The organism is Amycolatopsis rhizosphaerae, from assembly GCF_007713715.1.
GTDB classification, from domain to species: Bacteria; Actinomycetota; Actinomycetes; order Mycobacteriales; family Pseudonocardiaceae; genus Amycolatopsis_E; species Amycolatopsis_E rhizosphaerae.
Window position 1 is genome coordinate 1 of the sequence record NZ_VJWX01000184.1, and the last position, 12,880, is coordinate 12,880.

Annotated in this window: 14 protein-coding genes; 6 read left to right on the forward strand and 8 right to left on the reverse strand. The window is 71.4% G+C overall.

Annotated elements, in window-relative coordinates; genetic code table 11:
* The 6 genes from FNH05_RS18860 to FNH05_RS18885 form a co-directional block, all read right to left on the reverse strand.
* Positions 1–548 (reverse strand): enoyl-CoA hydratase-related protein (locus FNH05_RS18860; protein WP_222426652.1); only part of this gene is annotated, 548 nt, incomplete at its 3' end.
* A gap of 5 nt (positions 549–553) precedes the next feature.
* Positions 554–1,336 (reverse strand): enoyl-CoA hydratase/isomerase family protein, encoded by a 783-nt coding sequence (locus tag FNH05_RS18865; protein WP_144590016.1) that lies wholly within the window; start codon positions 1,334–1,336, stop codon positions 554–556.
* A complete protein-coding gene (locus tag FNH05_RS18870; RefSeq protein ID WP_144590017.1) occupies positions 1,333–2,397 on the reverse strand; it encodes an acyl-CoA dehydrogenase family protein in 1,065 nt (354 codons plus the stop codon). The genes FNH05_RS18865 and FNH05_RS18870 overlap by 4 nt, the downstream gene beginning before the upstream one ends.
* Before the next feature lie 15 nt (positions 2,398–2,412).
* Entirely contained in the window at positions 2,413–3,615 is a 1,203-nt protein-coding gene (locus FNH05_RS18875) for an acyl-CoA dehydrogenase family protein (RefSeq protein ID WP_144590018.1), read from the reverse strand.
* Positions 3,612–4,757 carry a thiolase family protein gene (locus FNH05_RS18880; RefSeq protein WP_144590019.1) on the reverse strand — a complete coding sequence of 382 codons (1,146 nt, stop codon included), beginning with the start codon at positions 4,755–4,757 and terminating at the stop codon, positions 3,612–3,614. The genes FNH05_RS18875 and FNH05_RS18880 overlap by 4 nt, the downstream gene beginning before the upstream one ends.
* A gap of 29 nt (positions 4,758–4,786) precedes the next feature.
* Entirely contained in the window at positions 4,787–6,328 is a 1,542-nt protein-coding gene (locus tag FNH05_RS18885) for an acyl-CoA synthetase (protein ID WP_144590020.1), read from the reverse strand.
* Between the two features lie 102 nt (positions 6,329–6,430).
* Here FNH05_RS18885 and FNH05_RS18890 point away from each other — a divergent pair, with 102 nt between their 5' ends.
* Positions 6,431–7,081: a TetR/AcrR family transcriptional regulator gene (locus FNH05_RS18890; protein ID WP_144590021.1), complete on the forward strand. Its 651-nt coding sequence runs from the start codon at positions 6,431–6,433 to the stop codon at positions 7,079–7,081.
* Positions 7,082–7,089: 8 nt separating this feature from the next.
* Here the strand turns inward: FNH05_RS18890 and FNH05_RS18895 are convergent, their stop codons facing one another.
* Positions 7,090–7,851 carry a 3-hydroxyacyl-CoA dehydrogenase gene (locus FNH05_RS18895; RefSeq protein WP_144590022.1) on the reverse strand — a complete coding sequence of 254 codons (762 nt, stop codon included), beginning with the start codon at positions 7,849–7,851 and terminating at the stop codon, positions 7,090–7,092.
* A gap of 121 nt (positions 7,852–7,972) precedes the next feature.
* Here FNH05_RS18895 and FNH05_RS18900 point away from each other — a divergent pair, with 121 nt between their 5' ends.
* The gene (locus FNH05_RS18900) at positions 7,973–9,577 is read left to right on the forward strand and encodes a long-chain-fatty-acid--CoA ligase (protein ID WP_144590023.1); all 1,605 of its coding nucleotides are present in this window, start codon (positions 7,973–7,975) and stop codon (positions 9,575–9,577) included.
* Here the strand turns inward: FNH05_RS18900 and FNH05_RS18905 are convergent.
* The gene (locus FNH05_RS18905) at positions 9,557–9,961 is read right to left on the reverse strand and encodes a DUF302 domain-containing protein (RefSeq protein ID WP_144590024.1); all 405 of its coding nucleotides are present in this window, start codon (positions 9,959–9,961) and stop codon (positions 9,557–9,559) included. The two genes, FNH05_RS18900 and FNH05_RS18905, sit on opposite strands and share 21 nt — an antisense overlap.
* A 130-nt stretch (positions 9,962–10,091) precedes the next feature.
* On the opposite strand from FNH05_RS18905, the gene trxA reads away from it, so the two are divergent.
* The 4 genes from trxA to FNH05_RS18925 form a co-directional block, all read left to right on the forward strand.
* The gene (gene trxA / locus FNH05_RS18910) at positions 10,092–10,454 is read left to right on the forward strand and encodes a thioredoxin (protein ID WP_144590025.1); all 363 of its coding nucleotides are present in this window, start codon (positions 10,092–10,094) and stop codon (positions 10,452–10,454) included.
* Between the two features lie 391 nt (positions 10,455–10,845).
* Complete coding sequence (locus tag FNH05_RS18915) at positions 10,846–11,631, forward strand: ABC transporter ATP-binding protein (protein ID WP_144590026.1); 786 nt, start codon at positions 10,846–10,848, stop codon at positions 11,629–11,631.
* Complete coding sequence (locus FNH05_RS18920; RefSeq protein ID WP_144590027.1) at positions 11,624–12,331, forward strand: ABC transporter ATP-binding protein; 708 nt, start codon at positions 11,624–11,626, stop codon at positions 12,329–12,331. Before FNH05_RS18915 ends, FNH05_RS18920 begins: the two co-directional genes overlap by 8 nt.
* On the forward strand, positions 12,331–12,880 hold a 550-nt coding region (locus tag FNH05_RS18925; protein ID WP_144590028.1), incomplete at its 3' end, for a branched-chain amino acid ABC transporter permease. The genes FNH05_RS18920 and FNH05_RS18925, both read left to right, overlap by 1 nt.

Here is a 12,880-nt window from a genome sequence, read left to right on the forward strand (position 1 = left end):
GCCCCGAACACCCGGCCGGTGGCGACCCACTCCATCGCCTGGGAGATGCCCACGACACGCGGCAGGAACCACGAGGAGGCCGCCTCGGGCACGATGCCGCGCCGCGCGAAGACGAATCCGAACCGGGCGGATTCGGCCGCGATCCGGATGTCCATCGGCAGGGTCATCGTGACACCGACCCCCACGGCGGCGCCGTTGATCGCCCCGATCACCGGTTTGCGGGCCGCCGCGATGCGCAGCGACACGGTGCCGCCGCCGTCGCGTGGAACGCCGTCGATCTCGCCGAAGCTCGCGCGCGCCTCGTCGACCGCCTCGCCGTGGTCGAACGTGCCCGCGCCGCGGCCGAGATCGGCGCCGGCGCAGAAGGCCCGGCCCGCGCCGGTCACGATCACCACCCGGACGCCGTCGTCGCCGTCCGCCGCGTCGAACGCGCCCGCCAGTTCCTTCGCCATCCGGGCGGTGAACGCGTTGAGCCGGTCCGGGCGGTGCAAGGTGATCGTCGCGACGCCGTCCTCGACGGCGTAGAGGATCTCTTCGTATTCCGTCATCGGACTCATTTCACGGCCCAGCGGCCGGTGTAGACGGCGTCGGACTTGGTGAGGAAGGCGCGGAACGCCGCCGGGGCGTCCTCGGTGGCGAAGTTGACCGCCTGCGCCCGGGCTTCGTTCTCGAGCGCCTCGCGCAGGGTCGAGTCCGCGCCCTGGTGCAGCAGGGATTTCGACTGGGCGAGCGCGACCGGGGGCAGTGCGGCGAGCCGGACGGCGAGGTCGGCGACGAAGGTGTCCAGTTCGGACTCCGGCCTGACCCAGGTGACGAGCCCGAGGCGCGCCGCCTCCTCGGCGTCGATGAACTCGGCGAGCAGTGCCAGCCGTTTCGCCTGCTGCATCCCGACGAGTTTCGGCAGCAGCCAGGAGCCGCCGAAATCGAGGGAAAGACCGCGCTGGGCGAAGATCTGGCTGAACCGGGCCCTCGGGGTGGCCACCACGAGGTCGCAGCCGAGCGCGAGGTTCCAGCCCGCGCCGACGGCGACCCCGTCGACCTTCGCGATCGTCGGTTTGTCCAGTTCGTGCAGGCTGAGCGCGATCTCGTTGATCCACCGCATCCGGGCCAGCGGATGCCGCCCCTCGCGGTCACCGCTCAGATCGGCCCCCGCGCAGAAGTCGCCGCCCGCCCCGGTGACCACGACGACCCGCACCTCCGGGTCGCCGCCCACGGCCCGGATCGCCTCGTGCAGCGCGGCCCAGGTCTCTTCGTCGAGCGCGTTCTTGCGGTGCGGCCGGTTCAGCGTGATCGTCGCGACCGCGCCGTCGGCCGCCCGCAGCACCGTGCCGGTCATGCCGGCTCCAGGTCGAGGAGGCGGGCGAGCCGGGCCAGCTGCCGGTCCGCCGTGCCCAGCAGCAGTTCGCTGGTCTTGGCGCGCTTGTAGTACAGGTGCGCGTCGTGTTCCCAGGTGTAGCCGATGCCGCCGTGCAACTGGACGCCGTCCGCGGCGGCCTGGAAGTACGCGGGCCCGACGAAGGCCTGGGTGGTGGCGGCCGCCAGCGGCAGCCCCCCGGGATCGTGGTCCGCGGTCCAGGCGGCGTGCCGCAGCAGGGATTCCGCCTGTTCGCACGCGCAGTACAGGTCCGCGAGCCGGTGCTTGACGCCCTGGTAGGACCCGATGGCGCGGCCGAACTGCACCCGCACCTTCGCGTACTCGTTCGTCGTCTCCAGCACCCGCCCCATGCCGCCGACCTGCTCGGCGGCGAGCGCGACCGCCGCGAGGTCCCGCACCCGGTCGAGGATCGCGGGCGAATCCGTGAGCCTGCGGGCGGGGGTGGCGGAGAACTCGAGCCGCGCGATCCGGCGGGTCGGGTCGAGCGTGCGCAGCGTCGTACGCGTGAACCCCTCGGTGACGGCGAACCAGGCACCGGTGTAGACCAGCACCACGTCCGCGATGTCGCCGGAGATCACCAGTGGGGCGTGGCCGTCGAGCACCCAGCCGCCGCCGGTTTCGCGCGCCGTGGCGGGCACCGGCCCCCAGGTTTCGGACACCGCCACCGTGCCGATGGTCTCCCCGGAGGCGAGCCGGGCCACCAGTTCGTGGTCGCCTGCCGCCTGCGCCGCGTCGACCGCGAGCACGGCCGAAGCGAAGAACGGTACCGGCGCCAGTGTCCGGCCCAGTTCTTCGAGCACGATCGCCCGCTCGGCGTGCCCGGCGCCCGCGCCGCCGTGCTCTTCCGGCACCACGAGCCCGGCGAGGCCGAGCTCGCCGGTGATGCGCTGCCACAGCTCGCGGTCGTAGCCCTGCGGGCTGTCCATGACCTCGCGGACCCGGGCGCTCCCGGCGTGGTCCGCCAGGAATTTCCGCACCGTGGCGCGGAGTTGCCGCTGTTCGTCGTCCAGCACCAGCCGCATGTCGCGTCTCCCTTCTCAGCCCTGCGTGCCGACGCGCAGGTGACGGAACGGGATGTCGCGGTCGGCCGCGGGCTCCCTCGGCAGGCCGAGGATCCGGTCCCCGATGATGTTCCGCTGGATCTGGTTGGTGCCGCCCGCGATGCTCGACGACGGCGTGGCGTTGATCGCCACCGCGAGCTCCTCTCCCGCCGTGGAGGCGGGATCCCAGGCGGCGGCGTGCATTCCGGCGATGAGCCCGGCGACCCGCGTGGCGCGCCACAGCAGTTCGGCACCGGACAGTTTCGCCACCGAGCCGCGCGCCCCGGGCGGCGAACCGGCGTCGGCCTCCTGCCGCAGCCGCGCGTTGAACAGCGAAAGGGCCCGCTCGGCGGCGTAGAGCGCGGCGAGTTCGGCCCGCACGAGAGGATCGTCGAGGCGCCCGAGTTCGCGGGCCAGCGCGACGAGGTTGCGGTAGGCCAGCGGGTCGTAGCGGCGCCGCACCGACCCGCCGATGGACACGCGCTCGTGCCCGAGCATGGTCACCGCGGCCGCCCAGCCGCCGCCGACCGCGCCGAGCACCGCGTCCGCGGGCAGGCGCACCCCGTCGAAGTAGACCTCGTTGAACGGCGCCCGCCCGGTCATGTCCCGCAGCGGGCGCACGGTGACCCCGGGGGCGTGCATGTCCACGATGAACATGGTCAGGCCCTTGTGCTTGGGCTGGTCCGGGTCGGTCCGGGCGAGCAGGGCACCGTAGTCGGTGTGCTGCGCGCCGGAGGTCCAGACCTTCTGCCCGTTGATCACCCAGCCCTCGCCGTCGCGCTCGGCGCGGGTCTGCAGGCTCGCCACGTCCGATCCGGCGCCCGGCTCGGAGAACAGCTGGCACCAGACCTCCTCGCCCCTGAGCAGGGGAGGCAGGTACCGCGCCTTCTGCTCGTGGGTCCCGAGGTCGACGAGGGTGGGGCCGCACATGCCCATGCTGATCATGAACAGGCCGGTGGGCAGATCGTAGGCCGCGGCCTCCTCGTGGAAGATCTGTTGTTCGGCCGCGGTGAGCCCCCCTCCGCCGTACTCGGCGGGCCAGGTGATGCCGGCGAACCCCGCGTCGTGGAGGGCGGCCTGGAACCGCTTGGCGGTCTTGAGCATTTCCGGCACCGGGGCCTGCGGGTCGGTCTCCGGCACGTTCGCCGCGAGCCAGTCCCGCACGCGGGTGCGGAACGAGGGTTCTTCGCCGTTGGTCACAGTGACTCCAGGATGGTCGCGTTGGCCTGACCGCCGCCTTCACACATGGTCTGCAGCCCGTAGCGGATGCCCGAAGCGCGCATCTGGTGCACGAGCGTGGTCATCAGCCGGGCCCCGCTGCCGCCGAGCGGATGCCCGAGCGCGATCGCCCCGCCGTTGCGGTTGAGCGATTTGGGATCGGCACCGGTCTCGGCGAGCCACGCCATCGGCACCGGGGCGAAGGCCTCGTTCACCTCGAACAGTCCGATGTCCGAAACGGACAGTCCGCTGCGCTGAAGTGCCTTGCGGGTGGCCGGGATCGGGGCGGTCAGCATGATGACCGGATCGTCACCGGCCAGCACGGCGGTGTGGACCCTGGCCAGCGGCCGAAGGCCGAGTTCGGCGGCCTTCTCGCTGGTGGTCATCAGCAGCGCCGCGCTGCCGTCGCTGATCTGCGAGCTGTTGCCCGCGGTGATCACGCCGTCTTTGCGGAACGCCGGTTTCAGCGCCGCGAGCTTGTCCAGGGTGCCGCCGCGCCGCACGCCCTCGTCGGCCGAGACGACGGTGCCCTCGGGGGTCGTCACCGGCACGATCTCCTCGTCGAAGGCGCCGGAATCCTGGGCGGCGGCGGCCTTTTCGTGGGAGGCGAGGCTGAACTCGTCCACCTGGGTGCGGGTGAAGCCCCAGCGCTCGACGATCATCTCCGCCCCGATGCCCTGGTTGGGCCGCACCCCGCCGTAGCGGGCGAGGTACCGCTCGCCGAGCGGATTCGCGCCCTGCGAGGAAAAGCCCATCGGCACGCGGCTCATCGACTCCACCCCGCCCGCGACCACCACGTCGTACTGCCCGGCGATCAGCCCGGCGGCGGCGAAGTGCACCGACTGCTGCGAGGAGCCGCACTGCCGGTCGATGGTCACCCCGGTCACGGATTCCGGCCACCCCGCGGCGAGTACCGCGGTGCGCGCGATGTCCCCGGTCTGCTCACCGGCCTGGCCGACACAGCCCCAGATCACGTCGTCGATCACGGCGGGGTCGATGCCGGTGCGCTCGACCAGCCCGGTCAGTACCTGGGCGGACAGCTCGGCCGGATGGATCCCGGACAGCCCTCCGTTGCGTTTGCCGACGGGGCTGCGCACCGCCGACACGATGACCGCGTCTCGCACGGTTCCTCCTCAGGGGTTGGAAATCTGCTTCACGCGACCGGGGCCGCGTACCGTTCGATCAACCGCCGCTTCACCAGTTTCCCGGTGGGAGTGCGGGGAAGTTCGTCCACGAAGTCGATGCTGCGTGGCGTCTTGTAGTGCGCGATCCGCCCGCGCACGTAGTCCAGGAGTTCGGCCGCCAGTTCCGCTCCGGCGGCGACGCCGGGCGCGGGCTGCACGACCGCCTTGACCGACTCGCCCATCTCGGGGTCGGGGACCCCGATCACGGCCACGTCGAGCACCGCCGGGTGCAGGGCGAGCGCGTCCTCGACCTCCTGCGGGTAGATGTTCACCCCACCGGAGATGATCATGAACGCCTTGCGGTCGGTGAGGTGGAGGTAGCCCTCCTCGTCGAGATAGCCGAGGTCGCCGGTGGTGGTCCAGGACGGATGGCGGGGGTGCTGCGCCTCGCGCGTCTTGTCCGGGTCTCCGAGGTAGCTGAACGGCGTCTCCTCGCGTTCGAAGTAGACGGTCCCGACCTCACCGGCGGGCAGTTCGTTGCCTTCGTCGTCGCAGATGCGCAGCACGCCCAGCGCGGCGCGGCCGACCGAGCCCGGGTGGGCCAGCCAGTCCTGGGGCCCGATGAAGGTCATCCCGTTGCCCTCGGTGGAGCTGTAGTACTCGAACAGCACCGGGCCCCACCAGTCGATCATCGCCCGCTTGACCTCGACCGGGCAGGGTGCGGCGGCGTGCACCGCGACGCGATGGCTCGACAGGTCGTAGCGGGTGCGCGCCGCTTCGGGAAGCTTGAGCATCCGGACGAACATCGTCGGCACCCACTGGCTGTGCGTGACCCGGTAACGCTCGATCGCGCGCAGCGCGGCTTCCGGGTCGAACCGCTCCATCATCACCAGAGTGCCGCCGAGCCGGTGCACGGAGGCGCCGAACCGCAGCGGTGCCGCGTGGTAGACCGGGGCGGGGGAAAGGTAGACGGTGTCCTCGCCGAACCCGTAGAGCATCTTGAGGATCGGGCTGAGCGTGTCGCCCGGCTCGTCGACCTGGCGGTCCTCCAGTTCGACCTTGATTCCCTTGGGGCGCCCCGTGGTTCCGGAGGAGTACAGCAGGTCCGCGCCGGCGGGCTGGTCCGCGGGCCGCGCCGGCGAGGCCGCGGCGAGCACCGCGTCGAAATCCTGGTAGCCCTCGACGGGACCGCCGTAGGCCAGAAGGAGCCGCACGTCCGGCACCAGCCCGGCGACCTCGCGGGCGAGCTCGTCCAGCGCGGCCGAGACCACGAGCACCTTCGCCCCCGAGTCGGCGACGATGTAGGCGACCTCCGCCGCGGACAGGTGGCTGTTGACCGCGGCGAGGTACCGGCCGGAGCGGACGGCGGCCCAGTACACCTCGTAGGCACGCGGTGAGTTGTCGGTCAGCAGCGCGATCACCTCGCCCCGGCCCAGCCCGGCGGCGGTGAGCGCGTTGGCCAGGCGCGTGGAGCGTTCGTCGAGGTCACGGTAGGTGAGCCGGTCCCCGGTGCCCGCCATGATCAGCGCGGGGCGGTCCGGATCGGTGTCGGCGAAAGTACCCGGATACATTGCGGCTCCTCCTTGAACCCTTCGGTCGGCTTCGAGCGTGGCAAGTCACACCCGGAACAGTCAACACCGACTGTTTTGCTCTCGCGGCGTTACGCTGACGCGGTGACCGGAACCGAGACGGCGCCGCGGCGGCGTGAGGAGCGCACGGCGGACAGCCGTGCCCTGATCCTCGACGCCGCCGTCGACTGCCTGGTCGAACTCGGCTACTCCGGCGCCTCGACACTGGCGATCCAGGCCAAGGCGGGCGTTTCGCGCGGCCGCCTGCTGCACCACTTCCCGTCGCGGGACGGCCTGCTCGTGGCGGCCGTCCAGCATCTGGCCACCGTCCGGCTCCGCCAGACCGAGCGCCGCCTCGCCGAGGCGCTGGCGGGCGAGCCCGACGGCCCGCGCCGGGTCGACCGGTGCATCGAACTGCTGTGGAGCACCTTCGGTGAGCCGCACTTCTGGGCCGCCATCGAACTGTGGACCGCGGCCCGCACCAACCCCGCACTGGCCGCGGCGCTGCGGCCGGCGGAACGGGCGCTGCGGGAGTCGATCCGCGAGGTGACCGACCGGATCTGGGGCCCCGTGGTGTGCGCCCACCCGCGCTTCCCCGAACTGCGGGAAGTGCTGTTCACCAGCATGCGCGGCGCCGCGATGCCCTACGCCTTCGAAGACCGCCCCCCGGCCACCGACCCCCACGTCGCCCTCTGGAAGTCCCTGGCCCACCACCTGCTCTACGGCCAGGGAACGGAACGCGCGTTCTACGGCTGACCGGCGCGTCAGCGGGGTGCCATCCGGATGGCGCCGTCGAGGCGGATGACCTCGCCGTTGAGCATCGGGTTGGCCACGATGTGCGCGGCCAGTGCGCCGAACTCGTCGGGGTCGCCGAGCCTGCTCGGGTGCGGCACCTGCTCGCCGAGCGACTTCTTGACCTCCTCCGGCGCGCCCGCGAGCAGGGGCGTGTCGAACAGTCCCGGCGCGATGGTGACCACGCGGATGAGGTGGCCGGCGAGGTCACGGGCGATCGGCAGCGTCATGCCCACGACACCGCCCTTGGAGGCGGAATAGGCGGCCTGCCCGATCTGGCCGTCGAACGCGGCGACCGAGGCGGTGTTGACGATGACCCCGCGCTCTTCGCCGACCGGCTCGTGCCGCAGCATCCGTTCCGCGGCCAGCCGGATCACGTTGAAGGTGCCGATCAGGTTGATGTTCACGATCCGCGTGAAGGCGTCGAGCGGGAACGGGCCCTTCTTGCCGACCACGCGCTGCGCGTTGCCGGTGCCCGCGCAGTTGACCACCGCCCGCAGCGGACCGGCCGCGTCGGCGGCGTCGAGCGCCCCGGCGACCTGCTCCTCGCTGGTCACGTCGGCGGGGGCGAAGTGCGCGCCGTCGCCCAGTTCCTTGGCCACGCGCTCGCCCGCGGAGGACGGCAGATCCAGCAGCACCACGGTGGCCCCCGCCCCGAGCAGCCGCCGCGCGGTGGCGAGCCCCAGTCCCGACGCCCCGCCGGTGATCAGTGCGACCCCGCCTGCGATGTCCATGCCGTCCTCCTCGTCGAGCCCGCAAGTGCCGAAGACTTTTTACAGTCAACGTTGACTGTTTCTACGGTACGGCTCTAAGTTGACGCAAGTAATCGCCGTCACACCAGCGTCGAGGTGGCCGATGCCAGCACCAACCGAGATCCCCCGCCTGCTCGGCCGGGGGATGACCATGGGAGACCAGCTCGCCCGGCACGCGCGGACCTCTCCGGAGCAGGTGGCGTTCACCTTCGGCGAGCTCCGCCGCAGCTACCAGGAGTTCGACGCGCGGGTCAGCAGGCTCGCCAACACGCTGCGCGAACGCGGGGTGGGCTACGGCGACCGCGTCGTGGTGCTCGGGCTCAACACCCTGGAGGTGCTCGAGACCTACTTCGCGTCGACCCGGCTCGGCGCGATCTGCGTCCCGGTGAACTTCCGGCTCGTCGCCGACGAAGTGGCCTACGTGCTCGAAGACAGCGGCGCGAGCGCGATCGTCGTGCACGGCCCGCTCGCCGCGCTGATGGCGAAGGCGCGCGAGAAGGCCGGGCACACCGGGCCCTGGCTGGTGTTCGGCGGCGGAGATGACGGTGCCGAGGACGGTGCGGAAGACTACGAGGCCGCCCTCGCCGCGGCATCGCCGGAGTTCGACGAGCTGACGGTGGACGAGCAGGACCCGGCGTTCATCATGTACACCTCGGGCACCACCGGGCGCCCGAAGGGGGCCGTGCTCACCCACCACAACCTGCTGATGCACGCCTTCAGCAACATGGCGCACCTCGGTGCCGGTCCGGAGGACAAGGTCTGGCTCGCCGCGGCCCCGCTGTTCCACATCGCCGGGCTGTCCGGCCTGCTGCCCAACCTCCTGGTCGGCGGCCGGACCGTGCTGCTGCCGTCGGGGCAGTTCGATCCGGCGGCGGTGCTGGACCTGCTGGAACGGGAACGGGTTTCCTCGTGCTTCCTGGTCCCGGCGCAGTGGCAGGCGATCTGCGCGGTGCCGGGCATCGGCCGGCGGGACCTGTCGGCCCTGCGGCGGATCTCGTGGGGCGCCGCCCCGGCCTCGACCACCCTGCTGCGCACCCTGATCGCGAGCTTCCCCCAGGCGGAGGTCACCACCGCCTTCGGCCAGACCGAGTGCAGCCCCATCACGACGCTGCTGCGGGGCGAGGACTCGATCCGCAAGATCGGCTCGGTCGGCACGCCGCTGCTCAACGTCGAGGTCCGCGTGGTCGACGACGACATGAACGACGTGAAGCCCGGTGAGGTCGGGGAGATCGTCTACCGCAGTCCGATGGTGATGAAGGAGTACTGGAACAAGCCCGCGGAGACCGCGGAGGCGTTCCGGGGCGGCTGGTTCCACTCGGGCGACCTGGTGCGCCAGGACGAGGACGGCTACTACTACGTGGTCGACCGCAAGAAGGACATGATCATCTCGGGCGGGGAGAACATCTACTGCGCCGAGGTCGAGAACGTGCTCGCCGCACATCCCAAGATCGGCGAGGTGGCGCTGATCGCGATGCCGGACGAGAAGTGGGGAGAGACGCCGCTGGCGGTGATCAGCCCGCGCGAGGCGGACGATCCGCCGACGGCGGCGGATCTGGAGGCCTGGTGCACCGAGCGCCTGGCCCGCTACAAGCGCCCGCGCCGCATCGCGATCGTGCCCGCGCTGCCCCGCAATCCCAGCGGCAAGGTGCTGAAGACGCAGCTCCGCGCGGACCGGGACGCGGGGAAGCTACCGATCCAGTCGGCCTGACAGGCTCTCCAGCGCGGCGCGCAGCCGCTCGGCGGCTTCGGCGGCGATCGGCCCGAACTCTTCTTCCCCGGTGGAGGACACCATGATCTCCGGGTCGAGGGCTTCGACGATCGTGCCGCTGCCGTCCGAGCGGACCACCACGTTGCACGGCAGCAGCAGCCCGATGCGCCGGTCCACGGTGAGTGCCCGGTGGGCCAGCGCGGGATTGCACGCGCCGAGGATGAGGTAGTCCTCGAGGGGTTCGCCGAGCTTTTCGCGCAGCGTGCCGCGCACGTCGATCTCCGTGAGCACGCCGAAGCCCTGATCCTTGAGCGCGGCGCGGGTCCGCTCGACCGCTTCGCCGAACGGCACGTCCAGCCGGACGCCGAGGCCGATGTCCATCATGGGAGGCTCCCTCCGGTCGTCCTCCCACGCTAGGACCGGGGAGCGCCCGCCGCTCGGCGGGAATCAAATCGGGCCCCCCGGCGTTGACAGGGGCATAATACCCCCGCAGGTACCTATCAGGAGGGCTGAAATGGCGACGGTGGAGCTGACTAAGGAGAACTTCGACGAGAAGGTCGGCAGCTCCGGCATGGTGCTGGTGGACTTCTGGGCCTCCTGGTGCGGCCCCTGCCGCATGTTCGCCCCCGTGTTCGAGGGTGCCTCCGAGCGGCACCCGGACGTCACGTTCGGGAAGGTGGACACCGAGGCGCAGCAGGAGCTCGCCGGCGCGTTCGGCATCTCCTCGATCCCGACGCTGATGATCGTGCGGGACGGCGTGGTGCTCTACGCCCAGCCCGGCGCGCTGCCGGAACCGGCCCTGGAGGAGCTCATCGGCAAGGCCCGTGAGGTCGACATGGACGAGGTGCGGCGCGAGCTGGCCCAGCAGCAGCAGTAACCCCGTCGGCTTCGGCCGGCTTTTTCTTCGACAGGGGCGCGGTGTCCTCCCGGACGCCGCGCCCCTCTTTTTCGCGCCCGTGTCCCGGTTCGTGGCTTGCCGTGAAGGGTCCCTTCACAGTCGAATCGGCCGTGAAGGGACCCTTCACGGCTCGCCCCAAGGCCGGGCGGGTCCCGCACGGCAGTGCTCCGGTTCGTGCACGCCGCCAGTAGAACCCGGTTCTAGGAGTACCGCCAGTCCTGCCCGTGCTTGGTTGCCGAACCGAGATCCTTGGCCGGATTTTTGAGTCTGGGCAAGGGGAGATTCGCGCTGTACTCTTCGCCGCAAACCGAATCAGATTCGGACAACGGGTCCGCGTGGCCCGCACTGCAACGAGGCGGTGGTGTCAGGAATGGCCGATGGTTCTCCCTTGCTGCGTGCGGAGGAGCTGAGCGTTTCGTTCGGCGGTCTCCGGGTGCTCGACCGGGTTTCGGTGGCCGTGCCACGCGGTGCCGTGCTCGGGGTGATCGGCCCGAACGGGGCCGGGAAGACCACTCTGTTCAACACGATCTGCGGTTTCGTCCGGCCCGGCGCCGGTTCCCTCACCTTCGACGGTCACTCGCTGCGCGGGATCGGCCCGCACCGCCTGACCCGGCTGGGGATCGCGCGCACGCTGCAGGGCCTCGGCCTGTTCCCCGGGCTGAGCGTGCTGGACAACGTGATCGCGGGCGCGTCGCATCGCGCTCGCGGCGGGGTGGCCGGTGCGCTGCTCGCCGCGCCGTGGGCGCAGCGGCACGACCGGCACCTGCGCGCGGAGGCGATGACCATGCTCGACCGGCTGGGCATCGCCTCCGACGCGGACCGGATCTGTGGTGGTCTTCCTTATGGGACAAGGAAAAGAGTGGCTCTCGCGCGGGCTCTGGTGAGCGCGCCGAAGCTGCTGATGCTGGACGAGCCCGCGGCCGGGCTGTCCGCGGGGGAGACCGCGGAGCTGGCCGAACTGGTGCTGGGCCTGCGCGGCGAAACCACGATCATGCTGGTGGAGCACCACATGGATTTCGTGATGCGGCTGTGCGACCAGCTGGTGGTACTGGACTTCGGGCAGGTGATCGCGCGGGGGACCCCGGAACAGATCCGGGCCGATCCCGCGGTCCAGCGCGCCTACCTCGGCGAGCCGGTGGAGGTGGCCGGTGCTTGAGGTCAGTGGCCTGGTCGCCGGATACGGTCCGGTGCGCGCGCTGGACGGGGTCGACCTGACCGTGGCGGAAGGGTCGATCACCGCGGTGCTGGGGGTCAACGGCGCGGGCAAGACCACCCTGTTGCGCACGATCAGCGGCCTGGTGGCGGCGAAGGCGGGCACGGTGCGGCTGGCGGGGCGGGACATCACGCGCGCCGCTCCGGAAGACCTGGTCCGCCAGGGCATCGCGCACGTGCCCGAGGGGCGCGGCGTGATCGTCGAACTGACCGTCGAGGAGAACCTGAAACTCGGCGGGCTGTGGCTTCGCGACCGCCCGTGGCTGAAAACCGGGGTGGCGCGGATGTTCTCGCTGTTCCCGGCGCTCGAACAGCGGCGACGGCGGCGGGCGGAAACGCTGTCCGGAGGGGAACGCCAGATGCTCGCCATCGGGCGCGCGCTGATGAGCCGCCCCCGGCTGCTGCTGCTCGACGAGCCGTCGCTCGGGCTCGCCCCGCGCACGGCGGCGCAGATCGTGGCGACGCTGGAGTCCCTGCGTGCCGAAACGGGCCTGACCCTGCTGCTGGTCGAGCAGAACGCCGGGACCGCGCTGTCGGTGGCGGACCGGGCGGTGGTGCTCAACCTCGGCCGGAAGGTGGCCGACGACACGGCCGCGAGCCTGGCGGCCGACGACCGTGTACGACGCGCCTACCTGGAGATGTGATGGGCCGATTCCTGGATTTGACGCTGTCGGGGCTGACCAGCGGTGCGGTCTACGCCGCCGTGGCGCTGGCGCTGGTGCTGATCTGGCGGTCCACCCGGATCGTCAACTTCGCCCAGGGCGGGATGCTGATGGTCACCACGTCCCTGGCCTGCACCGTCCTCGGCCACGGCGGTTCGTACTGGCTCGCGCTGGCCGTGGCGGTCGCGGGCGGGCTGGTGCTGGGCGCGGTGGTGGAACGGGTGCTCGTGCGGCCGGTCGAGAAGCGCTCGCCGCTGGACGCGGTGGTGGTGACCTTCGGTCTGCTCGTGCTGTTGCAGGGCCTGGCGGGCATGCTGTTCGGGGGCACGCCCCGGTCCTACCCGCCGGCGTTTTCCATCGCGGGGTTCCGCGTCGCCGGGCACCAGCTGCTGTTCTCTCCCAACGACGTGTGGGTGATCCTGGTGGTACTGGGGATCATGGCGGCGCTGGCGCTGGTGTTCCGGCACACCTCGCTGGGACTGAAGATGCGCGCGGCGGCGTTCGCTCCGGAGGTGGCGCGCCTGCTGGGGG

Excerpts from the sequence above, each read along its gene's own strand:
- FNH05_RS18865 (WP_144590016.1), bottom strand. The coding sequence starts at position 1,336 with ATGACCGGCACGGTGCTGCGGGCGGCCGACGGCGCGGTCGCGACGATC.
- FNH05_RS18870 (WP_144590017.1), bottom strand. The coding sequence starts at position 2,397 with ATGCGGCTGGTGCTGGACGACGAACAGCGGCAACTCCGCGCCACGGTG.
- FNH05_RS18885 (WP_144590020.1), bottom strand. The coding sequence starts at position 6,328 with ATGTATCCGGGTACTTTCGCCGACACCGATCCGGACCGCCCCGCGCTG.
- FNH05_RS18895 (WP_144590022.1), bottom strand. The coding sequence starts at position 7,851 with ATGGACATCGCAGGCGGGGTCGCACTGATCACCGGCGGGGCGTCGGGA.
- FNH05_RS18900 (WP_144590023.1), top strand. The coding sequence starts at position 7,973 with ATGCCAGCACCAACCGAGATCCCCCGCCTGCTCGGCCGGGGGATGACC.
- FNH05_RS18905 (WP_144590024.1), bottom strand. The coding sequence starts at position 9,961 with ATGATGGACATCGGCCTCGGCGTCCGGCTGGACGTGCCGTTCGGCGAA.
- trxA (WP_144590025.1), top strand. The coding sequence starts at position 10,092 with ATGGCGACGGTGGAGCTGACTAAGGAGAACTTCGACGAGAAGGTCGGC.
- FNH05_RS18915 (WP_144590026.1), top strand. The coding sequence starts at position 10,846 with ATGGCCGATGGTTCTCCCTTGCTGCGTGCGGAGGAGCTGAGCGTTTCG.